We start from the raw sequence: 24,442 nt of genomic DNA, 5'->3' as shown, positions 1-24,442 counted from the left end.
AGCAAAGGGTAGCCGCTGATTAAAATCAGCGAATTGCTTTTTTGATGATTGAAATTCAGTCCGCCCGGTGCGGATGAGTCTGAATCAAGATGAATGAGCGCACGAGATTACAGGCAATTGCCTGTAATATAAGGTGTTTCAGGATAACCTGTAAGCGAGTGCGCCAGAAGTCGAAGGACTACCGGGCATTAAAGAGATGAAAGTCAAAGCAGTTTCGGTGGGCAAACATCATGATATGCGTTGTCCGCCTTATATGGGGCATTAAGCGATTGTTGTTTTCCATGTTTCATTTTCCTTTCAGTAATTGAAAGCATGGTCATTTTATCCAGGAAAAGGCGATTAACTGTGAAACAGATCACCATTAACCGATCATTTCAGAAATAAATAGTCGTTTTTGATGAATATCGCAGATCAAAATTCTGATTTGTTGATATCACGTTAATGGATTGTGTTATTAATGTTTGAAGTGAGCAGAAATAATCCAAAAAATAACGATTGCGTTATTTATGAAATATTTTCTGAGGGGTTTCTTTTTTATTTAAAAAATAAAATGAATAGTTATTCAAAGCATAAACCGATAACCGATACCGGTTTCAGTTAATAAATGACGGGGGCGCGCGGGGTCAACTTCAAGTTTCTGGCGAAGATGCCCCATATATATGCGTAAATAGTGACTATGCTCCACCGCGTTGGGTCCCCACACCTGACTTAACAGCTGGCGCTGGGTGAGTACTTTACCGTGATTATTAAGCAGCACGGCGAGCAGGCGAAACTCGATTGGCGTAAGATGGATTTCTTCTTCACCGCGCACAATGCGCCGCGCGGCCAGATCAACCCGGATATCCCCAAACGTGTAGGTCGGGTCAGCAGGCGTGGTTGCGCTGTGGCGGCGCAGGGCCACGCGCAGGCGAGCCTGCAGCTCGCCGATACCAAAAGGTTTTATCAGATAGTCGTCCGCCCCGGCATCCAGCGCGGCGATTTTATCCGTCTCTTCAGTACGGGCGGAGAGCACCAGAATCGGCATCTGGCTCCACTGGCGCACTTCGCGAATAAAATCGATCCCGTCACCGTCCGGCAGGCCGAGATCGAGGATCACCAGGTCCGGCTTGCGGGTCGCGGCTTCAATTAACCCCCGCTGAAGCGTACCCGCATCATGAACGCGCAGACCATCGCCTTCCAGCGCAGCGCGCAGAAACCGGCTAATGGCGATCTCATCTTCAACAATCAGAACGTTGATCACAAATCCTCTGGTAATTCATTCAGTTCTGGCGGGGTTTCCAGAGGAAGTGTAACACAAAAACGCGCGCCGCCTTCCGGACGATTCTCCGCGAAAATGGTTCCGCCATGGACATCAATGATTGCCTGACAAATCGCCAGCCCCAGCCCGACGCCCGGGATGGCAGACTCCTTATTGCCGCGGGCGAATTTTTCGAAAATAGCCATCTCCTGTCCGGCAGGAATGCCCGGTCCGGTATCCCAGACGTCAAGACGAAGCGTGTCATCGTCCACCGTCGCATCCACGCCAATCCGGGCGCTGGCACCCGCATATTTGCCGGCGTTTTCCAGCAGGTTAATTAACACTCGTTCAAACAGCGGACCGTCGACGTGAATTAAGGTCAGCGGTTCCGGCATGTTCAGCGCAATATGCCGCCCACCGAGGCCGGGTTCGAGCATTTTCAGCGCGCTGCCCACCACCTCTTCGAGCGTGAGCCACTCTTTTTTGAGGTTAAAACCGCCTGACTGGATCCGCGCCATATCGAGCAGGTTATTCACCAGACGCGTGGTATTGAGCACGTGCTGACGGATTTCGCTGGCCTGCATGGCGTGTTTTGAACCTTCCGCCGCCAGGTCCAGCGTCAGGATTTCCGACTGACCAAACAGGACGGTAAGCGGCGTACGCAGGTCGTGGGAGAGCGCCGCCAGCAGCGAGTTACGAATGCTTTCACGCTCGCTTGCCAGCCGGGCCTGCTCTTCGCTGGCGGTAAGCGCCAGCCGCTCCAGCGCGCTGGCAACCAGCAGCGTAAAGGTCTCCAGCAGTCGCTGCTGTTCGGGGATCATCAGCTGGCGCAGATTGGAGGGCTCCACGATAACCAGCCCCTGATTTTTATCGGCACTGCGCAGGGGCAGGATTTGATAGGGCACGCCGGGCAAGGTGTCGGTCCCTGCACCCGCCGGTAGCCCTTTATCAAAGCTCCAGCGGGCGATGGCTTCGTCCCAGGGCGTCATGCCCGAGGCCGACGTCAGCGGGCGCAGCTTGCCGTGCTCGTCCGGGAGTAAAATCAGGTTGCTGGCATGAAACGTCGAGCGAATAAACTGCTCGCTGGTCTGCACAATATCCAGCGGCGTGCGGCCCACCGCCAGCGATTTCGACATCTCATAAAGATGCCGCGTGCGCTGTTCGCGATAGCGGGCGATACGCGCCTGGTAGCGCACGCCAGCCGTTAAGTTCCCGATCACCAGCCCGACGGTCAGCATCACGGCGAAGGTGAGGATGTACTGTACGTCCGAAACCGCGAGCGTCCCGCGGGGGGCAATAAAGAACAGGTCGAAGCTGATAACGTTAATAACCGTCGCCAGCACCGACGGCCAGCGTCCGTAAAAGAGCGCCACCACCACCACGCCCAGCAGGTAGATCATCACAAGGTTGGCCGCATCAAAGGCAATCAGCCATTTGCTGGCGATAATGGTGATCAGGGCGCAGAGCACAACGGCGACAAAACAGCCGCGAAGCTGAATGCGCCATTTATCGCTGAAGGCACGGCTGTCCGGCGCGCGGCTGGGAAGGGGAGCAGGTTTATCATCCAGCGCCACGATCACCAGGTCCAGATCCGGCGCGCGCCGGGCCAGCTTATCGGCGAAGGATTCGCGGCTAAACCAGCGGCGATGCTGGCGGCGGCCAATGACAATTTTCCCCAGGTTATGCTCCCGCGCGTAGCGCAGAATTGCCTTATCTTCCTGCGGATCGGAAAGGGTAGCGGTTTCGGCACCCAGCTCCTGCGCCAGGCGCAGCGAGCTCAGGATCGCGCGGCGCTGGTTTTCGGGCAGAGCGTGCAGCTGCGGCGTTTCGACATACACCGCATGCCAGACGCTGCCAAATTTGGCCGCCAGGCGAGCGGCGGTGCGGACCAGCTTTTCATTGCCGCTGCCGTGGCCCACGCACAGCAGAATGGCATCCCGCGTATGCCAGACGCGCTCCTGTCCCTGCAGGTCGCGCCAGGCTCGCATCTGATCGTCGACGCGATCGGCAGTACGCCGCAGGGCCAGCTCGCGCAGGGCAATCAGGTTACCTTTTCGGAAGAAATGTTCGATGGCGCGCTCGGCCTGGCCGGCAATATAAACCTTGCCTTCGTGCAGGCGCTGGCGCAAATCGTCAGGAGGCAGGTCAACCAGCACCACCTCATCGGCAGAATCAAAGAACGGGTCGGGAACCGTTTCCCGTACCTGAATGCCGGTCACGCCGCTCACCACATCGTTCAGGCTTTCCAGATGCTGAACGTTAACCGTCGTGAATACATCGATGCCGGCTTCGAGCAGCTCTTCAACATCCTGCCAGCGCTTTGGATGACGCGAGCCCGGCGCATTGCTGTGCGCCAGTTCGTCCATCAGGATAAGGGCAGGGCGGCGGGCGAGGGCGGCGTCAATATCAAACTCCGTGACTAACCGACCGCGGTGGCTGATGCGGCGGGGCGGCTGGGTAGCCAGCCCCTTCAGCAGCGATGCCGTCTCTTTGCGTCCGTGGGTTTCGACCACGCCGATCAGAATATCGAGCCCCTGTGCCCGAAGCCGCTGGGCTTCCGTCAGCATGGCGAAGGTTTTCCCGACGCCCGCGCAGGCGCCAAAGAAAATTTTCAGTTTGCCGCGATGGGCTTCAGCCGTCTGTTCAAGCAGCCTGTCCGGATCCGGGCGCATGGGCTCGTCGGTCATTTAGTTTTTCCTTAGCGCGTCCAGCGCCAGATTCAGCTCAACAATATTCACCACGGGCATGCCGATGAAGCTGACCAGCGGCTTTTGCGTGTGCTCTGCCACCAGCTTGCTCACCTGTTCGACGGTCAGCTGACGGGCGGCGGCGACGCGCGGGATCTGCCAGGCCACTGCTGCCGGCGTCAGGCTGTAGTCCAGCCCGCTGGCCGAGGCGGTTACCAGCTCGACGGGCACTTCATGGCTGGCCTGCGGATTGGCGGCACGCAGGGCTGCCACGCGCTCAGCGACGGCTTTGTCCAGATCCGGGTTGCTGCCCGCCAGGTTACTGCCGCCGGACGCCATCGGATTATACGGGCTTTCGGCGGTGGCGGAAGGGCGTCCCTGGAAGTAACGGGCATCCGTAAAGTTCTGACCAATCAGGCGCGAACCGCGGTTTTCACCGTTTTGCATAATCAGCGAGCCGTTGGCCCGATCCTTAAACCACCACTGGCCCAGCGCGGTGGTCACCAGCGGGTACAGCCCGCCGGTAATGAGAGACAGCAGAATAAACAAAAGTATAGCGGGGCGTAACATCGTCATTTGATTCACCTTTTAAACCAGCCCGAACAGGGTCAACAGCAGGTCGATAGCCTTGATACCGATGAAAGGCACCACCAGCCCGCCCAGGCCGTAAATCCACAGGTTGCGGCGCAGCATGGCGGCGGCGGTCAGCGGCTTATAGCTCACCCCCTTCAGCGCCAGCGGGATCAGGAAGACAATAATCAGGGCGTTAAAGATCACCGCGCTCAGAATGGCCGATGCCGGAGAGTGCAGGTGCATCACGTTCAGCGCATTGAGCTGCGGATAGGTGGCCGCAAAGGCCGCCGGGATAATAGCGAAATATTTTGCTACGTCGTTGGCGATACTGAACGTGGTCAGCGAACCGCGCGTCATCAGCATCTGCTTGCCGATGTGCACCACCTCAATCAGCTTGGTCGGGTTAGAGTCGAGGTCGACCATGTTGCCCGCCTCTTTTGCCGCCTGGGTGCCGGAGTTCATCGCCACCGCCACGTCGGCCTGCGCCAGGGCAGGGGCATCGTTGGTGCCGTCGCCCGTCATCGCCACCAGACGACCTTCCGCCTGATACTGACGAATCAACGCCAGTTTCGCTTCCGGCGTGGCTTCTGAAAGGAAATCATCCACGCCCGCTTCGGCGGCAATCGCCGCGGCGGTAAGACGGTTATCCCCGGTGATCATCACCGTTTTAATGCCCATTTTACGCAGCTGGGCAAAGCGCTCCTTGATGCCGCCTTTGACGATATCCTTCAGGGCAATCACGCCCAGCACGTTCGCGCCTTCTGCCACCACCAGCGGCGTGGCCCCCTGACGGGCTACGCTTTCGACCAGGTTGTCCACTTCTGGCGGGAAGTGGCCGTTGTTGGCCTCAATGTGGCGACGAATGGCGTCCACAGAGCCTTTACGGATCATGCGATCCTGAATGTTAATCCCGCTCATTCGGGTTTGCGCCGTAAACGGCACGAAGGTTGCATGCAGGCTCTGAACGTCGCGCTGGCGCAGGTTAAAGCGCTGCTTCGCGAGGATCACGATACTGCGTCCTTCCGGGGTTTCATCGGCAAGCGAGGAGAGCTGCGCGGCATCCGCCAGCGTTTTTTCATCCACGCCCGGGGCGGGTAAGAAATCCGACGCCTGGCGGTTACCGAGGGTGATGGTCCCGGTTTTGTCCAGCAGCAGGACATCCACGTCACCGGCGGCTTCAACCGCGCGCCCGCTGGTGGCGATAACGTTGGCACCGAGCATACGGCTCATGCCGGCCACGCCGATGGCCGACAGCAGGCCGCCGATGGTGGTGGGGATCAGGCAGACCAGCAGCGCCACCAGCACGGTGATGGTGACCGGCGCGCCGCCATAGGCGGAAAATGGCCACAGCGTCGCGGTTGCCAGCAGAAAGACGATGGTCAAGGCCACCAGCAGAATGGTCAGGGCAATTTCGTTAGGTGTTTTACGGCGCTGAGCGCCTTCCACCATGGCGATCATCCGGTCGAGGAAGGTTTCGCCCGGGTTGACGCTGCACTGGATCACCAGCCAGTCGGAAAGAATGCGCGTCCCGCCCGTTACGGAGGCAAAATCACCGCCGGATTCACGGATCACAGGCGCGGATTCCCCGGTAATGGCGCTTTCGTCAACCGATGCGCCACCTTCAATGACTTCTCCATCGCACGGGATGATGTCGCCGGCTTCCACCAGCACCACATCGCCTTTACGCAGCTCATCCGCCGGAACGTGGTCCATCTGCGCGCCGTATTTCGGTTCACGTAATTTCCGCGCAAACGCCGTTTTTTTCACTCCTTTCAGGCTGTTGGCCTGCGCTTTACTCCGGCCTTCCGCCAGCGCTTCCGCAAAGTTGGCGAACAGCACGGTAAACCACAGCCACAGGCTGATGGACCCGGTGAACATCGCGTTTCCCGGCATGTGGCCCGTCCCCATGGCAATCGCCAGGGCGGTAGTCAGGACGCTGCCCGCCCAGACGATAAACATCACCGGGTTGTGCCACTGCACGCGCGGGCTCAGCTTTTTGACCGCATCCATAAGCGCCTGACGAACTAACGTCGGTTCGAGCAGGGCCAGTTGTTTACGACTCATGACAAATACTCCGCAAAATCAGCGTAAAGAGAGAGTTTCCGCGACCGGGCCTAACGCGAGGGCGGGGATAAAGGTCAGGGCACCCACCAGCAAAACGGTACCCATCAGCAGGCCGATAAACAGCGCGCCGTGGGTGGGTAAAGTCCCGGTGGTGGTCGGTTGAATTTTCTTATTCACCAGCGATCCGGCAATCGCCATCACCGGCACAATCACCCCGAAGCGACCCACAAACATGCAGAACGCCAGCAGGCAGTTCCAGAACGGGGAGTTGGCGCTTAAGCCCGCAAAGGCGCTGCCGTTGTTGTTGGCGGCAGACGAAACGGCATACAGCACTTCACTAAAGCCGTGAATGCCTGGGTTAAAGATGCCGCTGCGTCCAGCCTCGGTCATCAGCGCCAGCGCGGTGCCGAGCAGCACAAGGGCAGGAGTGACCAGAATCGCCAGCGCGGTTAATTTCATCTCGCGAACGTCGATTTTTTTACCGAGGTATTCCGGGGTGCGGCCAATCATCAGGCCGGCAATAAACACCGCCAGCAGCACGAACAGCAGCATGCCGTAAAGACCCGAGCCCACGCCGCCAAACACCACCTCGCCGATCTGCATCAGCCACATCGGGATCATGCCGCCCAGCGCGGTGAAAGAGTCATGCATGGCGTTCACCGCTCCGCACGAGGCAGCTGTGGTGACGACTGCATAAAGGCTGCTGGCGAGAATGCCGAAGCGGCTTTCTTTACCTTCCATGTTGATATTGCTGTTCGCCCCAAGAGGCATGAAATGGCTGTTACCGCTCCATTCCGCCCACATCACCAGCGCCACGCAGACCACGAAGATCAGCGACATGGTCCAGAGCAGGGTACGCCCCTGACGGCGATCGTTGACCACATCACCAAAGGCGAAGCAGAGCGCGGCGGGGATCAGGAAGATCGCCAGCATCTGCACAAAATTGGTCAGGGCGGTAGGGTTTTCAAACGGATGCGACGAGTTGGCGTTAAAGAAGCCACCGCCGTTGGTCCCGAGCATCTTGATGGCTTCCTGCGACGCCACTGGCCCCATCGGCAGGATCTGTTTTGCTCCTTCAAGCGAAGTATAAGGCGCGTAAGGCAGCAGGTTTTGCAGGGCGCCCTGCTGAATAAAGAACAGTGCGATCAGCAGCGCAATCGGCAGCAGGATCCACAGCGTAATGCGCGTTAAATCCACCCAGGCATTACCCAGAGTACTGATTTTCTGACGCGCAAACGCGCGCGTCAGCGCGAAAATTACCGCGATACCGCTGGCGGCAGAGAGGAAGTTCTGCACGGTTAATCCAGCCATCTGGCTGAAATAGCTCAGCGTGGTTTCACCGGCATAGGACTGCCAGTTGGTATTGGTGACAAAACTGACTGCCGTGTTCAGCGCCAGGTGCCAGGACAGGCCCGGTAACTGCTGCGGATTCAGCGGCAGGCTACCCTGCAGCATCAGCATGGCAAAAAGTGCAAAAAGCCCAACGATATTCAGCAGCAGAATGGCGAACAGATATTCACGCCAGCTCATCTCCCGATCGTCGATTCCCAGTACGCTCCAGATCCCTTTTTCAACGCTTCCCGTGCCGGGCAGGGGGACGTTGTTGATAAGCCTGGCCAGCCCCGTTCCCAGCGGCCTTGCCAGAACGAACAATACCACTAAGAAGCTGGCAATAAGCAAAAACGCCTGAGCAGCCATCAGAATGCCTCCGCGTTAATCAGGGCATAGACCAGATAACCCAATAACAGGAACACCAGCACGATGCCGGCAATAAGACCTGCACTCACAATCCACCTCCGGGTGACTTTTGTTGTTGTGCTAACGGTAGGATTTAAGGCGCAAAGATTTCGCAAAAATCAGAAGGGTGGGTGTAAAAAAAGTATAAAAATGGAAAGACCACAATTTAACTATTGATAAGTAAACCATTAACTTTTTTGTAACTTAGTTACGGCGTGAATGTAAATATTCACTAAATGAATAAAAATAAGTGGTCGGATGAGTAGTAAAATTACACGCAAAGCGATATTATTTTATCCAGGTCACAGATTTCACATTTTCCGGAGAAGGTTTCCGGCCAACTACAGGGGAGAAAAATATGGATCTTTATAAAGAGTATCCGGCTCATATCGTGTTCATGCGTCGCACTTTCGCCGTAGTGGCTGGCGTGCTGGCCCTGCCGGTAATGCTGTTCTGGAAAGATCGTGCGCGTTTTTACAGCTACCTGCACCGCGTCTGGGCGAAAACCAGCGACAAGCCGGTGTGGATGGATCAGGCCGAGAAAGCGACCTGCGATTTCTATTGATACAACGCTGACGCGTAGCCATAAAAAAACCGCCAATAGCAATATGGCGGTTTTTTTGTCCCTCGGGATTCGCGGTCCGTTGGGTGGTCTTGCAGCCCCTACCCGGGATTCTTATCATACCCTCCTGTAAGCAGATGGCAATCCCTCGAAGTCTTTATAAATTCCTAATTTTATTCGGGTATCTTACCTTTGCTGCGGATGTTAATTATGATGCTGCGTCCCTTTCCGCCATCTCGCAAATGGGCATCGGTCCTGGGAAAGGTGTATTTTCAGCCGTAAAGCAGCCCACCTACCCGGGCTTGTGTCCACCGACTTATCACCGGTGGTGAACGGTGGAGCGGTTAGCAGCAGGGACCGCATAATGAAACGCTATTTTTGCATCGCGTTCATTGTCGCCAGCGTACTCGTTGTCAAAAGTGATGAACCAACCGTGTTTATTACATTTACCACGATAGCGCAGGACAAGTAGCGTTAAGGCCGCCCCGGGCGGCCTTTTTTATTTCATCCCGTCTACACTTCATGGCAAAGTAGTTCAATGCATGCTTTTTCCTTTTATGGCATGCCCTTATGGACATAATGGACAATAGCCTGGAGTTTTATGCCCACCCATCTGGTTTGGTTTCGCGCGGATTTACGCGTACATGACAACATCGCTCTCGCGGCAGCCTGCCGCGCAAAAGACGCGAATGTGCTGGCCCTGTTTATCGCCACGCCTGAGCAGTGGCAGCAGCATGATATGGCTCCGCGGCAGGCGGCTTACCTTAAATCACACCTGAACGAACTGCAGCGCGCGCTTGCTGAGAAAGGCATTCCGCTGATCTACAAAGAGGTCAGCGATTTTACCGCGCAGCTTCATATGCTGCAGGAGATATGCCAGCAGAACGGCGTCACGCATCTTTTTTATAACTACCAGTACGAACTGAACGAACAGCAGCGGGACCGCCAGCTGGAGAAAATGCTGGGAGAGGTGGTTTGTGAGGGATTTGATGACAGCGTGATGCTGGCTCCGGGCAGCGTGATGACCGGCGGTCACGAAATGTATAAAGTGTTTACGCCGTTTAAAAATGCTTTTGTTAAGCGCCTGAAAGAGGCGCTGCCGGAGTGCGTACCCGCGCCCGCCGCCAGAGGAGAGGCGATAACCGATCTCCCCGAATTAACGTTCAACTATCCCCAACGGGCATTTGATGAGCTTCTGTTCCCTGCCAGTGAGAAGGCCGCTATTGCGAAGCTGCGCCAGTTTTGCAAGCAGGGCGCGGGAGAATACGACGCGCGCAGGGATTTCCCGGCAATTGAAGGGACAAGCAGGCTATCGGCCTGCCTGGCGCTGGGCGTGCTCTCTCCCCGCCAGTGTTTGCATCGTCTTCTCGCCGAACAGCCGCAGGCGCTGGACGGTGGGGCGGGCTCGGTGTGGCTGAACGAACTTATCTGGCGCGAATTCTATCGCCATCTGATGACGTATCATCCCGATCTCTGTAAGCATCGTCCGTTTATTCCCTGGACCGATAACCTAAAATGGCAGCACGATGAGGCGCTTTTACAGGCCTGGCAAAAAGGGGAGACGGGCTATCCGATTGTTGATGCCGCTATGCGCCAGCTGAATGAAACCGGGTGGATGCACAATCGTCTGAGAATGATTACCGCGAGCTTCCTGGTGAAAGATCTGCTTATCGACTGGCGAATCGGGGAGCGCTATTTTATTTCTCAGCTGATCGATGGCGATCTGGCTGCGAATAACGGTGGCTGGCAGTGGGCGGCCTCTACCGGCACCGATGCAGCTCCCTATTTCAGGATTTTTAATCCGACCACTCAGGGGCAAAAATTTGATGCCAACGGCGACTTTATTCGCCTCTGGTTGCCCGCGCTCAGGAACGTTCCTGAAAAAGCGATCCACGACCCGTGGGCATGGGCGGATAAACAGGGCGTAAAGCTCGATTATCCCCGCCCGATTGTTGACCATAAACAGGCGCGCGTCGCCACGCTGGCGGCGTACGAGGCCGCACGAAAAGTTTGAGAGAATGATGATGAAAAACAGTGAACTGGAACGCCTGATTAACGAAAAACTTAATACCGCCTCCTTCAGCGACTACGGCCCGAATGGCCTGCAGGTCGAAGGGCGGGAAATGGTGCAGAAAATCATCACCGGCGTGACGGCAAGCCAGGCGCTGCTGGATGAGGCGGTGCGTCAGGAAGCCGATGCGGTGATTGTCCATCACGGCTACTTCTGGAAAAACGAATCGCCGATTATCCGCGGCATGAAGCGCAACCGCCTCAAAACGCTGCTGGCGAATGACATCAACCTGTACGGTTACCACCTGCCGCTGGATGCGCATCCTGAGCTGGGCAACAACGTCCAGCTGGCGCAGCTGTTGGGGATTACCGTGATGGGCGAAATCGAGCCGCTGGTGCCGTGGGGCGAACTGTCGATGCCGGTACCGGGGCTGGAACTGGCCTCGTGGATCGAGGCGCGCCTGGGACGCCGTCCGCTGTGGTGCGGCGATACCGGGCCGGATACCGTGAAGCGCGTTGCGTGGTGTACCGGCGGCGGTCAGGGCTTTATCGACAGCGCCGCGCGCTTTGGCGTTGATGCCTTTATTACCGGCGAAGTCTCTGAGCAGACGGTTCACTCTGCCCGCGAGCAGGGGCTGCATTTTTACGCGGCAGGCCACCACGCTACCGAGCGCGGCGGTATTCGCGCCCTCAGCGAATGGCTGACGGAAAATACCGATCTGGATGTGACCTTTATTGATATCCCTAATCCGGCCTGATGAGAGGTGCCCGAGTGCAGAGAGCGCGTTGTTATCTTTTGGGTGAAAGCGCAGTGGTACTGGAACTTGAACCGCCGGTTACGCTCGCCACGCAGAAGCGAATCTGGCGGCTGGCACAGCGTCTGCCCGACATGCCGGGCGTCGTTGAGGCCATTCCGGGTATGAATAATATCACCGTGGTGTTGCGTAACCCGCACACGGGGGCGCTGGATGCGATTGAGCGCCTGCAGCGCTGGTGGGAGGAGAGCGAAGCGCTGGAGCCGGAATCGAGGATGATTGAGATCCCGGTCGTCTATGGCGGTAAGGCCGGCCCCGATCTGGGCGTGGTAGCCGAATACTGTGGGCTCACGGAAAAGCGGGTTGTTGAGCTGCACAGCTCGGTGGAATACGTTGTCTGGTTTCTGGGTTTTCAGCCGGGCTTTCCGTACCTGGGCGGATTATCTCCCCGGCTGCATACCCCGCGTCGGGCCGAACCGCGCCTGAGCGTTCCCGCGGGAACGGTGGCGATTGGCGGCGAACAAACCGGCATTTATCCGCTTACCTCACCGGGCGGCTGGCAGCTTATCGGGCACACCTCTATGCCGCTATTTGAACCGGGGCAGGAGGCGCCGATCCTCCTGCGTCCGGGTGATACCCTGCGCTTTATCCCGCAGAAGGAGGGGGTATGTTAACGCTTATTCGCGCGGGGCTTTATACCTCTGTTCAGGACGCCGGACGCTTTGGCATGCGTCAGTCCGGCGTGAGCTACTGCGGCGCGCTTGATCGTCCATCTCTTGAGATTGCTAACCTGCTGGTTGGCAACCCGGGCAGCACGGCGGCGCTAGAAATTACGCTGGGTCAGTGTGTGATTGAGTTTGGTCAGGAGACCTGGTTCGCCTTAACCGGAGCGGGCTGCGACGCGACGCTGGACGGCAAAGCGGTGTGGACCGGCTGGCGCCTGCGGGCGAAGGCCGGGCAGCGTTTGACCCTGAAGCGCCCTCTGCACGGCGTGCGTAGCTACCTTGCGGTGGCCGGGGGCATTGACGTGCCGGAGATATTGGGTTCATCCAGTACCGATCAAAAAGCGGGCATCGGCGGCCATGAAGGGCGCCTGCTGCGCGACGGGGATCGCCTGGCGATTAAGCCGTCAGCGCGCCATTTCTCCACCACGCAGGGCGTAAAACAGCTTCTGTGGGGGAACGTGATCCGGGCCCTGCCGGGCCCGGAATATCAGGAGTTTGATGAGGCTTCTAAAGAGTCTTTCTGGCGCGCGCCGTGGAAGATCAGCCCGCAGAGTAACCGCATGGGCTACCGTCTGCAGGGGCAGCCGCTGACCCGCACGACGGACCGGGAGCTCCTTTCCCATGGCCTGCTGCCGGGCGTGATTCAGGTGCCGGGCAACGGGCAGCCCATCGTGCTGATGAACGACGCGCAAACCACCGGCGGTTATCCGCGCATTGCCTGCATTATCGACGCGGATCGCTACCATCTGGCGCAAATTCCTCTCGGCCAGCCAATTCATTTCGTACAGTGTTCGCTGGAGGAAGCGCTAAAGGCGCGGCAGGATCAGCAGCGTTATCTCGAACAGCTGGCGTGGAGGCTTGATGGTAAAGATTGATTTAAACGCCGATCTGGGGGAGGGCAGCCGCGCCGATGCGGAACTGATGACCCTGGTCTCCTCGGTCAATATCGCCTGCGGCTTTCACGCGGGGGATGCGCAAACCATGCTGGAGAGCGTGCGTAATGCCATTAGAAATGGCGTCGCGATAGGCGCTCATCCGAGCTTCCCCGACCGGGAAAACTTTGGCCGTACGGCGATGGATCTGCCCCCTGAGACGGTCTACGCTCAGGTGCTCTACCAGATTGGCGCGCTGGAGGCGATAGCGCGCGCTGAGGATGGCGCGCTGCGCCACGTGAAGCCGCACGGCATGCTCTACAATCAGGCGGCGAAAGATCCGGCGCTGGCGGAGGCGATTGCCCGCGCGGTGCGGGACTGTAATCCGCAGCTGATTCTGGTGGGCCTGGCGGGCAGCGAGCTTATTCGCGCCGGAGAGAGGCTGGGGCTGACGACGCGGCAGGAAGTCTTTGCCGATCGGGGATACCTGCCGGACGGCAGCCTGGTTCCGCGCACGCAGGCCGGGGCGCTGATTACTGATGAAGGCGAAGCGCTGGCGCAGACGCTGGAGATGGTGCGCTTCGGGCGGGTGACCGCCGTGGATGGAACATCCGCAAACGTTCAGGCCGAAACGGTGTGCTTACACGGCGACGGCGAGCATGCGCTCCAGTTCGCGCGCCGCCTGCGGGCGGCGTTCTCTGAAGAGGGCATTCTCGTCAGCGCAGATTAAACATGAAAGGATAATAACATGCCAGAAGGTCCGGAGATCCGCCGCGCGGCGGATAGCCTGGAGGCGGCGATAAAGGGCAAACCCCTGACGGATGTCTGGTTTGCCTTTCCTCAGCTTAAGCCGTTTGAATCACAGCTGGTGGGACAGACGGTGACCCACATTGAAACGCGGGGCAAAGCGTTGCTCACGCACTTTTCCCATAACCTGACGTTATATAGCCATAACCAGCTTTACGGAGTCTGGCGCGTAGTCGATGCGGACGAGCAGCCGCAAACTACTCGCGTGCTGCGCGTCAGGCTGCAAACGGCCGAGAAAGCAATCCTGCTGTACAGCGCGTCTGATATCGAAATGTTAACGCCGGAGCAGTTGCTCACGCATCCGTTTCTTCAGCGCGTCGGGCCGGACGTGCTGGACATGCGCCTGACGGCGAGCGAGGTCAAAGCCCGTCTGTTATCCCCCAAATTCCGTAACCGGCAGTTTTCCGGATTGTTGCTCGATCAGGCTTTTCTGGCGGGATTAGGCAACTATCTGCGGGTGGAAATCCTTTGGGAAGTGGGGCTTGCGCCGCAGCACAAGGCCTCTCAGCTGAGCGATGAACAGCTGGACGCGCTGTGTCACGCGCTGCTGGATATTCCGCGGCTGTCGTACAACACGCGCGGCCTGGGGGATGAGAACAAACATCACGGGGCGCTGTTCCGGTTCAAGGTGTTCCATCGGGCGGGGAAAAAGTGCGAGCGGTGCGGCGGGATTATCGACAGGATGATGCTCTCCTCAAGACCCTTTTACTGGTGCCCGCACTGCCAGAAATTAAACAAAAAACGGTAACCCAGAGGTTACCGTTTTTAATGTTTTCACCCTCTCCCTGTGGGAGAGGGCCGGGGTGAGGGCATCAGGCCGCACCCAACTTCTGTTAGCGCTTAATGTCAGACTTAAAATCACGCTGCTCGTAGCCGGTGTACAGCTGACGAGGACGGGCGATTTTCATGCCTTCGCTGTGCATTTCGTTCCAGTGCGCAATCCAGCCCACGGTACGCGCCATGGCGAAGATCACGGTGAACATGGAGGACGGAATACCCATCGCTTTCAGAATAATGCCAGAGTAGAAATCGACGTTCGGGTAGAGTTTCTTCTCGATGAAGTACGGGTCGTTCAACGCGATGTGTTCCAGCTCCATCGCCACTTCCAGCAGGTCATCTTTGGTACCCAGCTCTTTCAGCACTTCGTGGCAGGTCTCACGCATAACGGTGGCGCGCGGGTCATAGTTTTTGTAGACACGGTGACCGAAGCCCATCAGGCGGAAGGAGTCATTCTTGTCTTTCGCGCGACGCACGAATTCAGGAATGTGCTCAACGGTGCTGATCTCTTCCAGCATCTTCAGCGCCGCTTCGTTCGCGCCGCCGTGCGCCGGTCCCCACAGGGAGGCGATGCCCGCAGCGATACAGGCGAACGGGTTCGCGCCTGAAGAGCCTGCGGTACGGACGGTCGAGGTCGAGGCGTTCTGTTCGTGGTCAGCGTGCAGGATCAGAATACGGTCCATCGCGCGTTCCAGCACCGGGTTCACTTCGTACTCTTCGCACGGCGTGGAGAACATCATGCGCAGGAAGTTACCGGCGTAGGAGAGGTCGTTACGTGGGTACACAAACGGCTGGCCGATGGAGTATTTGTAGCACATCGCCGCCATGGTCGGCATTTTGGACAGCAGGCGGAACGCCGCGATATCACGGTGACGCGGGTTATTCACGTCAAGGGAGTCGTGGTAGAACGCCGCCAGCGCACCGGTAATCCCGCACATCACCGCCATCGGGTGAGAGTCACGGCGGAACGCATGGAACAGACGGGTAATCTGCTCATGGATCATGGTATGACGGGTTACGGTGGTTTTGAATTCATCGTACTGTGCCTGCGTCGGCTTTTCGCCGTTCAGCAGGATGTAGCACACTTCCAGATAGTTGGATTCGGTGGCTAACTGATCGATGGGGAAGCCGCGATGGAGCAGGATACCTTCGTCACCGTCAATGTAGGTGATTTTGGATTCGCAAGATGCGGTAGAGGTAAATCCAGGGTCAAAGGTAAATACCCCTTTGGAACCCAGCGTACGGATATCAATAACATCCTGACCGAGCGTGCCTTTTAGCACATCCAGTTCAATAGCATCATCACCATTTAGGGTGAGTTTTGCCTTTGTATCAGCCATTTACGGTCTCCTTAGCGCCTTATGCTTAAGACTGCTTTTACCGGATTTGCATTCAGCTGTTAATCACCGTTACCAGATTGTTATTTGGCTTACCGCTCAGCTCACGAGGAGTAACCAGGGTACAGAGCTATGGCGCCTTGCAGGTAAACGAATGAAATATCAGTGAAACAACAGCAAATCAGCGTTTTTGCAGTCCGAATTATTCAAACCTGTATATCACTAATAACTGTCCTGATAACTTCGGTCAATACCATCACACTGTTACATAACTATTTGTCAGGTGAAAGAGAGACCTCATAACTTTTGCGCATTATATGCCTTTTCTGATGACGTTTGTAACAATATTGTTTAACATTTGTCAAATCAGATGATTAAAAATTAAAAAGATGTTGTTATCGTGACCCTGATCACTGTTCCAGAGAAAACCCAACAAACTGTATGTAGGTTAATTGTAATGATTTTGTGAACGGCCTATACTGCCGCCAGGTCTCCGGAACACCCTGCAATCCCGAGCCACCCAGCGTTGTAACGTGTCGTTTTAGCATCTGGAAGCAATGTTTTGCATGACGCGCAGTTATAGAAAAGGAACGCTGCTTGACCCGCATCGCAGTCCGGAGGAAGGAAACAATAAGAACAGCATGTGGGCGTTATTCATGATAAGAAATGTGAAAAAACAAAGACCTGTCAATCTGGATCTCAAAACGATCCGGTTCCCCGTAACAGCAATAGCGTCCATTCTGCACCGTGTTTCTGGTGTGATTACGTTTGTGGCGGTCGGTATTTTGCTGTGGTTACTGGGCACCAGCCTCTCTTCCCCTGAAGGATTCCTCCAGGCCTCTGCCATCATGAACAGCTTCTTCGTGAAATTCATCATGTGGGGCATTCTCACCGCGCTGGCCTATCACGTCGTTGGCGGCGTTCGCCATATGCTGATGGACTTTGGCTACCTGGAAGAGACATTCGAGGCCGGGAAACGTACCGCTAACATTTCATTTGTGATCACTGTCGTGCTTTCACTTCTCGCAGGAGTTCTCGTATGGTAAGCAACGCCTCCGCATTAGGACGCAACGGCGTACATGACTTCATTCTGGTCCGCGCTACCGCGATCGTCCTCACCCTTTACATCATCTACATGATCGGTTTCTTCGCGACCAGCGGCACGCTGACGTGGGAAATCTGGAGTGGTTTCTTCGGATCGGCCTTCACCAAAGTGTTCACCCTGCTGGCGCTGTTCTCCATCCTTATTCATGCCTGGATCGGCATGTGGCAGGTGTTGACCGATTACGTTAAACCGCTGGCGATTCGCCTGCCGCTACAGCTTGCTATTGTTGTTGCGCTGGTGGTTTACGTCATTTATGGATTTGTTGTGGTGTGGGGTGTGTAATGAAACTGCCAGTCAGAGAATTTGATGCTGTTGTGATTGGTGCGGGTGGCGCAGGTATGCGCGCCGCACTGCAAATTTCCCAGAGCGGCCAGACCTGTGCGCTGCTCTCTAAAGTGTTCCCGACCCGTTCCCACACCGTATCTGCGCAGGGCGGTATTACCGTTGCGCTGGGTAACTCCCACGAAGATAACTGGGAATGGCACATGTACGATACGGTAAAAGGTTCCGACTACATCGGCGACCAGGACGCCATCGAATATATGTGTAAAACCGGCCCGGAAGCGATTCTGGAGCTGGATCATATGGGTCTGCCGTTCTCCCGTCTGGAAAATGGCACCATCTATCAGCGTCCGTTTGGCGGCCAGTCGAAAAACTTCGGCGGCGAGCAGGCGGCACGTACCGCGGCGGCGGCTGACCGTACCGGTCACGCGCTGCTGCACACCCTGTATCAGCAGAACCTGAAAAACCACACCACCATCTTCTCCGAGTGGTATGCGCTGGATCTGGTGAAAAACGCCGATGGCGCGATCGTTGGCTGTACCGCACTGTGCATCGAGACCGGTGAAGTGGTTTACTTCAAAGCGCGCGCGACCGTGCTGGCGACCGGCGGCGCAGGCCGTATTTACCAGTCCACCACCAACGCCCACATCAACACCGGTGACGGCGTCGGTATGGCTATCCGCGCCGGCGTGCCGGTGCAGGATATGGAGATGTGGCAGTTCCACCCAACCGGTATCGCCGGTGCGGGCGTTCTGGTGACGGAAGGCTGCCGCGGTGAAGGCGGCTACCTGCTGAACAAACACGGCGAGCGCTTCATGGAGCGTTATGCCCCGAATGCGAAAGACCTGGCGGGTCGTGACGTGGTGGCGCGTTCCATCATGATCGAAATCCGTGAAGGCCGCGGCTGCGATGGCCCATGGGGTCCACACGCGAAGCTGAAGCTCGACCATCTGGGTAAAGAGGTGCTGGAATCCCGTCTGCCGGGCATTCTGGAGCTGTCCCGCACCTTCGCCCACGTCGACCCGGTGAAAGAGCCGATTCCGGTTATCCCAACCTGCCACTACATGATGGGCGGTATTCCGACCAAAGTGACCGGTCAGGCGCTGACCGTGAACGAGCAGGGCGAAGACGTGGTTATCCCTGGCCTGTTCGCGGTAGGCGAAATTGCCTGCGTATCCGTACACGGCGCCAACCGTCTGGGCGGCAACTCCCTGCTGGACCTGGTGGTGTTTGGTCGTGCAGTGGGTCTGCATCTGCAGGAATCCATTGCCGAGCAGGGCGCGCTGCGTGACGCCACCGACGACGAAATTGATGCCTCTCTTGAGCGCCTCAACCGCTGGAACGGTAACCGTAACGGCGAAGATCCGGTGGAAATCCGTAAGGCGCTGCAGGAGTGCATGCAGCACAACTTCTCGGTATTCCGCGAAGGCGACGCGATGGCCAAAGGGCTTGAGCAGCTGAAGGCGATCCGCGAGCGTCTGAAAAATGCCCGTCTGGACGATACCTCCAGCGAGTTCAACACTCAGCGCGTTGAGTGCCTGGAGCTGGATAACCTGATGGAAACCGCCTTCGCGACCGCGATGTCGGCAAACTTCCGTACCGAAAGCCGTGGCGCGCATAGCCGCTTCGACTTCCCGGAGCGTGACGATGAAAACTGGCTGTGCCATTCCCTGTATCTGCCAGAGTCGGAAACCATGACGCGTCGTAACGTCAACATGGAACCGAAACTGCGTCCGGCGTTCCCGCCGAAGATTCGTACTTACTAATGCGGAGACAGGATAATGAAACTCGAATTCTCAGTTTATCGTTATAACCCGGATGTAGACGATGCTCCGCGCATGCAGGACTACACCCTGGAAGCGGAAGAAGGTCGCGACATGATGCTGCTGGATGCCTTAATCCAGCTGAAAGAAAAAGATCCTACGCTGTCGTTCCGCCGCTCCTGCCGTGAAGGGGTGTGTGGCTCTGACGGCGTGAACATGAACGGCAAAAATGGCCTGGCCTGCATTACGCCAATTTCAGCGCTGCAGCGTCCCGGTCAGAAAATTGTCATCCGTCCTCTGCCAGGCCTGCCGGTCGTGCGTGATTTGGTGGTAGACATGGGACAATTCTATGCACAGTATGAGAAGATTAAGCCTTACTTATTGAATAATGGGCAAAATCCACCCGCTCGCGAGCACTTACAGTCTCCTGAGCAGCGTGAAAAACTCGATGGGTTGTACGAGTGTATTCTCTGTGCATGTTGTTCAACGTCCTGCCCGTCGTTCTGGTGGAACCCGGACAAGTTTATCGGCCCGGCCGGTCTGCTGGCTGCCTATCGCTTCCTGATCGATAGCCGCGACACCGAAACCGACAGCCGTCTGGAAGGACTGAGTGACGCTTTCAGCGTATTCCGCTGCCATAGCATCATGAACTGCGTCAGTGTGTGTCCGAAGGGGCTGAACCCGACGCGCGCCATCGGCCATATTAAGTCGATGCTGCTGCAGCGCAGTGCGTAAGTAGTGAGAGGGGAGCGCAGTTCCCCTCACCCTAACCCTCTCCCAAAGGGAGAGGGAACAGATTGCAGAAACCTTTAAAAACTGCCAGTTAAGTAAATAATCGAGACGTTCAGCGCGAGACAAGGCGCGGTTGAACGAATCCCCAGGAGCATAGTGAACTATGTGACTGGGGTGAGTGAAAGCCGCAACGCAGTCGCAGCCGGAACGACGAAGATTATTTAGACAGTTTCTAAAGGTTCCTTCGCGGGCCACAAAGAGCTCGCAGGTGAACCCCGGCACGTACACGCGGTGTGCGTGGTAGTTTCTACGGCGAAAGTAAGCATAAAAATGCTTAAGGGATCACGATGCAGAACGGCGCAATGAAAGCCTGGCTGGACTCTTCTTACCTCTCTGGTGCCAACCAGAGCTGGATAGAACAGCTCTATGAAGACTTCTTAACCGATCCTGACTCAGTGGACGCAAACTGGCGTTCCATGTTCCAGCAGTTGCCTGGTACAGGGGTCAAACCGGATCAATTCCATTCCAAAACACGTGATTATTTCCGTCGTCTGGCGAAGGATGCCTCACGTTACTCTTCTGCGATTTCCGACCCTGACACCAATGCGAAGCAGGTTAAAGTCCTGCAGCTTATCAACGCTTATCGCTTCCGCGGTCACCAGCATGCGAATCTCGATCCGCTGGGACTGTGGCAGCAGGAACGTGTGGCCGATCTCGATCCGGCGTATCACGATCTGACCGAGGCCGATTTCCAGGAAAGCTTTAACGTAGGTTCCTTTGCCATCGGCAAAGACACGATGAAGCTGGGCGATCTGATTGACGCGCTCAAGCAAACCTACTGCGGCTCCATCGGCGCGGAATATATGCACATTACCTCTACCGAAGAGAAACGCTGGATCCAGCAGCGCATCGAATCCGTAGCGGGCCACGCGACCTTCTCGGCTGACGAGAAAAAACGCTTCCTTAACGAACTGACCGCAGCGGAAGGGCTTGAGCGCTATCTGGGCGCGAAGTTCCCGGGCGCAAAACGCTTCTCGCTGGAAGGCGGCGACGCGCTGGTGCCGATGCTGAAAGAGCTGATTCGCCATGCAGGCAAGAGCGGCACCCGTGAAGTGGTGCTCGGCATGGCGCACCGTGGTCGTCTGAACGTGCTGGTCAACGTGCTGGGTAAAAAACCGCAGGACCTGTTCGACGAATTCGCGGGCAAACATAAAGAACACCTCGGCACCGGCGACGTGAAGTACCACATGGGCTTCTCGTCGGATATCGAAACCGAAGGCGGTCTGGTTCACCTGGCGCTGGCGTTTAACCCGTCGCACCTGGAAATCGTCAGCCCGGTGGTTATCGGCTCCGTGCGCGCGCGTCTGGATCGTCTGGACGAGCCGAGCAGTAACAAAGTGCTGCCAATCACCATCCACGGCGATGCGGCGGTCACAGGGCAGGGCGTGGTTCAGGAAACCCTGAACATGTCGAAAGCGCGTGGTTACGAAGTGGGCGGTACCGTTCGCATCGTGATCAACAACCAGGTGGGCTTCACCACCTCTAACCCGCTGGATGCGCGTTCTACGCCATACTGCACCGACATCGGTAAGATGGTGCAGGCGCCGATCTTCCACGTTAACGCGGATGACCCTGAAGCCGTGGCGTTCGTTACCCGTCTGGCGCTGGACTTCCGTAACACCTTCAAACGCGATGTGTTCATTGACCTCTTCTGCTACCGCCGTCACGGCCACAACGAAGCGGATGAGCCAAGTGCAACCCAGCCGCTGATGTACCAGAAAATCAAAAAACACCCGACGCCGCGAAAAATCTATGCTGACAAGCTGGAAAGCGACAAAGTGGCGACGCTGGAAGACGCGACCGAAATGGTCAACCTCTACCGCGACGCGCTGGACGCGGGTGAATGCGTGGTGAAAGAGCTGCGCCCGATGAACATGCACTCCTTTACCTGGTCGCCGTACCTCAACCACGAGTGGGATGAGAGCTACCCGAACAAGGTTGAGATGAAGCGCCTGCAGGAGCTGGCTAAACGCATCAGCACCGTGCCGGACGCTATCGAGATGCAGTCTCGCGTGGCGAAAATCTACGCTGACCGTCAGTCCATGGCGGCAGGCGAGAAGCTGTTCGACTGGGGCGGCGCGGAAACGCTGGCTTACGCAACGCTGGTTGACGAAGGTATTCCTGTTCGTCTGTCCGGTGAAGATGCGGGCCGCGGCACCTTCTTCCACCGCCACGCGGTGGTTCACAACCAGTCTAACGGTTCAACCTACACCCCGCTGCAGCACGTGCATAACGGTCAGGGCCAGTTCAAGGTCTGGGACTCCGTGCTGTCTGAAGAAGCGGTCCTGGCATTCGAATACGGCTACGCCACGGCGGAACCGCGCACCCTGACCATCTGGGAAGCGCAGTTCGGTGACTTCGCCAACGGTGCGCAGGTGGTTATCGACCAGTTCATCTCCTCCGGCGAGCAGAAGTGGGGCCGCATGTGTGGCCTGGTGATGCTCCTGCCGCACGGCTATGAAGGCCAGGGTCCGGAGCACTCCTCCGCGCGTCTGGAACGTTATCTGCAGCTCTGCGCCGAGCAGAACATGCAGGTCTGCGTGCCGTCCACCCCGGCTCAGGTGTACCACATGCTGCGTCGTCAGGCGCTGCGCGGTATGCGCCGTCCGCTGGTGGTAATGTCGCCGAAATCCCTGCTGCGTCATCCGCTGGCGGTCTCCAGCCTGGAAGAGCTGGCGAACGGCACCTTCCTGCCGGCCATCGGTGAAATTGACGAGCTGGATCCGCAGGCCGTGAAGCGTGTGGTGATGTGTTCTGGTAAGGTTTATTACGACCTGCTGGAACAGCGCCGTAAGAACGATCAGAAAGATGTCGCCATCGTGCGTATCGAACAGCTTTATCCGTTCCCGCATCAGGCGATGCAGGAAGTGCTGAAACAGTACGCTCACGTACATGATTTTGTCTGGTGCCAGGAAGAGCCGCTCAACCAGGGCGCATGGTACTGCAGCCAGCATCATTTCCGTGAAGTGATTCCATTTGGGTCAGCCCTGCGCTATGCAGGTCGCCCGGCCTCCGCCTCTCCGGCGGTAGGGTATATGTCCGTTCACCAGAAGCAGCAACAAGATCTGGTCAATGACGCGCTGAACGTCGATTAATTAAAGGATACAAAATGAGTAGCGTAGATATTCTTGTTCCCGACCTGCCTGAATCCGTAGCAGATGCGACCGTCGCTACCTGGCACAAAAAACCAGGCGATGCCGTTAAGCGCGATGAAGTGCTGGTAGAAATCGAAACTGACAAAGTGGTACTGGAAGTACCGGCTTCGGCGGATGGCGTTCTGGACGCGGTGCTGGAAGATGAAGGCACCACCGTTACCTCTCGTCAGATCCTGGGTCGCCTGCGTGAAGGCAACAGCGCGGGCAAAGAGTCCAGCGCCAAGTCTGAAGAGAAAGCCTCTACGCCGGCTCAGCGCCAGCAGGCTTCTCTGGAAGAACAGTCTAACGACGCCCTCAGCCCGGCGATCCGTCGCCTGCTGGCTGAACACAGCCTTGACCCGGCAGCCATCAAAGGCACCGGTGTGGGCGGTCGTCTGACGCGTGAAGACATCGACAAACACCTGGCGAAAGCGCCTGCTCAGGCAGAAGCGAAAGCCCCTGTGGCCGCGCCGGCAGCTCAGCCTGCTCTGGGTGCCCGCAGCGAAAAACGCGTACCGATGACGCGCCTGCGTAAGCGCGTGGCCGAGCGTCTGCTGGAAGCGAAAAACTCCACCGCGATGCTGACCACCTTCAACGAAGTCAACATGAAGCCAATCATGGACCTGCGTAAGCAGTACGGTGACGCGTTTGAAAAACGTCACGGTATCCGTCTGGGCTTTATGTCCTTCTACGTGAAGGCGGTGGTTGAAGCGCTGAAACGCTACCCGGAAGTGAACGCGTCCATCGATGGCGATGACGTGGTTTACCACAACTACTTCGACGTCAGCATGGCGGTTTCTACCCCACGCGGCCTGGTGACCCCGGTACTGCGTGATGTGGATACCCTGGGTATGGCTGACATCGAGAAAAACATTAAAGAGCTGGCTGTTAAAGGCCGCGACGGCAAGCTGACCGTAGACGACCTGACCGGCGGTAACTTCACCATTACCAACGGCGGCGTATTCGGCTCGCTGATGTCTACCCCGATCATTAACCCGCCGCAGAGCGCGATCCTGGGTATGCACGCCATTAAAGATCGCCCGATGGCGGTAGACGGTAAAGTAGAGATCCTGCCGATGATGTACCTGGCGCTCTCTTACGATCACCGCCTGATCGACGGCCGCGAGTCCGTGGGCTTCCTGGTTGCCATTAAAGAGCTGCTGGAAGATCCAACGCGCCTGCTGCTGGACGTCTAGTCACTTTTAGCATCACCTGCCCCGTAG

General features: G+C 57.1%; 21 protein-coding genes. 13 read left to right on the top strand and 8 right to left on the bottom strand.

Annotated elements, in window-relative coordinates:
• Nucleotides 1-178 precede the first annotated feature (178 nt).
• The 7 genes from speFL to kdpF form a co-directional block, all read right to left on the bottom strand.
• On the bottom strand, nucleotides 179-283 hold the full coding sequence (gene speFL, locus OSH03_RS05880) for a leader peptide SpeFL (RefSeq protein WP_003858645.1): 105 nt from the start codon (nucleotides 281-283) through the stop codon (nucleotides 179-181).
• Between the two features lie 279 nt (nucleotides 284-562).
• The gene (gene kdpE / locus OSH03_RS05875; RefSeq protein WP_008501074.1) at nucleotides 563-1,240 is read right to left on the bottom strand and encodes a two-component system response regulator KdpE; all 678 of its coding nucleotides are present in this window, start codon (nucleotides 1,238-1,240) and stop codon (nucleotides 563-565) included.
• Nucleotides 1,237-3,924: a two-component system sensor histidine kinase KdpD gene (gene kdpD, locus OSH03_RS05870; protein WP_061098862.1), complete on the bottom strand. Its 2,688-nt coding sequence runs from the start codon at nucleotides 3,922-3,924 to the stop codon at nucleotides 1,237-1,239. The genes kdpE and kdpD overlap by 4 nt, the downstream gene beginning before the upstream one ends.
• On the bottom strand, nucleotides 3,925-4,500 hold the full coding sequence (gene kdpC, locus OSH03_RS05865; RefSeq protein ID WP_266178523.1) for a potassium-transporting ATPase subunit KdpC: 576 nt from the start codon (nucleotides 4,498-4,500) through the stop codon (nucleotides 3,925-3,927).
• A 12-nt stretch (nucleotides 4,501-4,512) separates the two neighbouring features.
• A complete protein-coding gene (gene kdpB / locus OSH03_RS05860; RefSeq protein ID WP_266178522.1) occupies nucleotides 4,513-6,561 on the bottom strand; it encodes a potassium-transporting ATPase subunit KdpB in 2,049 nt (682 codons plus the stop codon).
• 18 nt (nucleotides 6,562-6,579) lie between these two features.
• Complete coding sequence (gene kdpA, locus OSH03_RS05855) at nucleotides 6,580-8,259, bottom strand: potassium-transporting ATPase subunit KdpA (RefSeq protein WP_266178521.1); 1,680 nt, start codon at nucleotides 8,257-8,259, stop codon at nucleotides 6,580-6,582.
• On the bottom strand, nucleotides 8,259-8,348 hold the full coding sequence (kdpF, locus tag OSH03_RS05850) for a K(+)-transporting ATPase subunit F (protein WP_014069365.1): 90 nt from the start codon (nucleotides 8,346-8,348) through the stop codon (nucleotides 8,259-8,261). Before kdpF ends, kdpA begins: the two co-directional genes overlap by 1 nt.
• A 308-nt stretch (nucleotides 8,349-8,656) precedes the next feature.
• On the opposite strand from kdpF, the gene OSH03_RS05845 reads away from it, so the two are divergent.
• From OSH03_RS05845 to nei, 7 genes are all read left to right on the top strand, one after another.
• On the top strand, nucleotides 8,657-8,863 hold the full coding sequence (locus tag OSH03_RS05845) for a YbfA family protein (RefSeq protein WP_061098857.1): 207 nt from the start codon (nucleotides 8,657-8,659) through the stop codon (nucleotides 8,861-8,863).
• Nucleotides 8,864-9,461: 598 nt separating this feature from the next.
• Nucleotides 9,462-10,874: a deoxyribodipyrimidine photo-lyase gene (gene phrB, locus OSH03_RS05840; protein WP_266178520.1), complete on the top strand. Its 1,413-nt coding sequence runs from the start codon at nucleotides 9,462-9,464 to the stop codon at nucleotides 10,872-10,874.
• A 10-nt stretch (nucleotides 10,875-10,884) separates the two neighbouring features.
• On the top strand, nucleotides 10,885-11,628 hold the full coding sequence (locus tag OSH03_RS05835; RefSeq protein WP_266178646.1) for a type 2 GTP cyclohydrolase I: 744 nt from the start codon (nucleotides 10,885-10,887) through the stop codon (nucleotides 11,626-11,628).
• A 14-nt stretch (nucleotides 11,629-11,642) separates the two neighbouring features.
• On the top strand, nucleotides 11,643-12,299 hold the full coding sequence (pxpB, locus tag OSH03_RS05830) for a 5-oxoprolinase subunit PxpB (RefSeq protein WP_266178519.1): 657 nt from the start codon (nucleotides 11,643-11,645) through the stop codon (nucleotides 12,297-12,299).
• A complete protein-coding gene (gene pxpC, locus OSH03_RS05825; protein ID WP_061098854.1) occupies nucleotides 12,293-13,225 on the top strand; it encodes a 5-oxoprolinase subunit PxpC in 933 nt (310 codons plus the stop codon). The genes pxpB and pxpC overlap by 7 nt, the downstream gene beginning before the upstream one ends.
• The gene (gene pxpA / locus OSH03_RS05820) at nucleotides 13,212-13,952 is read left to right on the top strand and encodes a 5-oxoprolinase subunit PxpA (RefSeq protein WP_266178518.1); all 741 of its coding nucleotides are present in this window, start codon (nucleotides 13,212-13,214) and stop codon (nucleotides 13,950-13,952) included. The genes pxpC and pxpA overlap by 14 nt, the downstream gene beginning before the upstream one ends.
• Nucleotides 13,953-13,970: 18 nt before the next feature.
• Nucleotides 13,971-14,777, top strand: a complete 807-nt coding sequence (nei, locus tag OSH03_RS05815; RefSeq protein WP_266178517.1) for an endonuclease VIII — start codon at nucleotides 13,971-13,973, stop codon at nucleotides 14,775-14,777.
• An 85-nt stretch (nucleotides 14,778-14,862) separates the two neighbouring features.
• Here nei and OSH03_RS05810 read toward each other — a convergent pair whose 3' ends face one another.
• Complete coding sequence (locus OSH03_RS05810; RefSeq protein ID WP_047347070.1) at nucleotides 14,863-16,146, bottom strand: citrate synthase; 1,284 nt, start codon at nucleotides 16,144-16,146, stop codon at nucleotides 14,863-14,865.
• Nucleotides 16,147-16,784: 638 nt separating this feature from the next.
• On the opposite strand from OSH03_RS05810, the gene sdhC reads away from it, so the two are divergent.
• The 6 genes from sdhC (at nucleotide 16,785) to odhB (ending at nucleotide 24,415) form a co-directional block, all read left to right on the top strand.
• A complete protein-coding gene (gene sdhC, locus OSH03_RS05805; protein WP_026080740.1) occupies nucleotides 16,785-17,189 on the top strand; it encodes a succinate dehydrogenase cytochrome b556 subunit in 405 nt (134 codons plus the stop codon).
• Nucleotides 17,183-17,530, top strand: a complete 348-nt coding sequence (gene sdhD, locus OSH03_RS05800) for a succinate dehydrogenase membrane anchor subunit (RefSeq protein WP_008501088.1) — start codon at nucleotides 17,183-17,185, stop codon at nucleotides 17,528-17,530. The genes sdhC and sdhD overlap by 7 nt, the downstream gene beginning before the upstream one ends.
• Nucleotides 17,530-19,296, top strand: coding sequence for a succinate dehydrogenase flavoprotein subunit (gene sdhA / locus OSH03_RS05795; protein ID WP_059355294.1), 1,767 nt, complete (start codon nucleotides 17,530-17,532; stop codon nucleotides 19,294-19,296). The genes sdhD and sdhA overlap by 1 nt, the downstream gene beginning before the upstream one ends.
• Before the next feature lie 15 nt (nucleotides 19,297-19,311).
• Entirely contained in the window at nucleotides 19,312-20,028 is a 717-nt protein-coding gene (sdhB, locus tag OSH03_RS05790) for a succinate dehydrogenase iron-sulfur subunit SdhB (RefSeq protein ID WP_008501090.1), read from the top strand.
• 344 nt (nucleotides 20,029-20,372) lie between these two features.
• Nucleotides 20,373-23,180 (top strand): 2-oxoglutarate dehydrogenase E1 component, encoded by a 2,808-nt coding sequence (gene sucA, locus OSH03_RS05785; RefSeq protein WP_061098851.1) that lies wholly within the window; start codon nucleotides 20,373-20,375, stop codon nucleotides 23,178-23,180.
• 14 nt (nucleotides 23,181-23,194) lie between these two features.
• Nucleotides 23,195-24,415: a 2-oxoglutarate dehydrogenase complex dihydrolipoyllysine-residue succinyltransferase gene (gene odhB / locus OSH03_RS05780; RefSeq protein ID WP_041910762.1), complete on the top strand. Its 1,221-nt coding sequence runs from the start codon at nucleotides 23,195-23,197 to the stop codon at nucleotides 24,413-24,415.
• Nucleotides 24,416-24,442 lie beyond the last annotated feature (27 nt).

Source organism: Enterobacter nematophilus (assembly GCF_026344075.1).
Lineage (GTDB): Bacteria > Pseudomonadota > Gammaproteobacteria > Enterobacterales > Enterobacteriaceae > Enterobacter > Enterobacter nematophilus.
The sequence above is the reverse complement of the archived record's forward strand: the minus strand, read 5'-3'. Positions and strand labels throughout refer to the sequence as shown.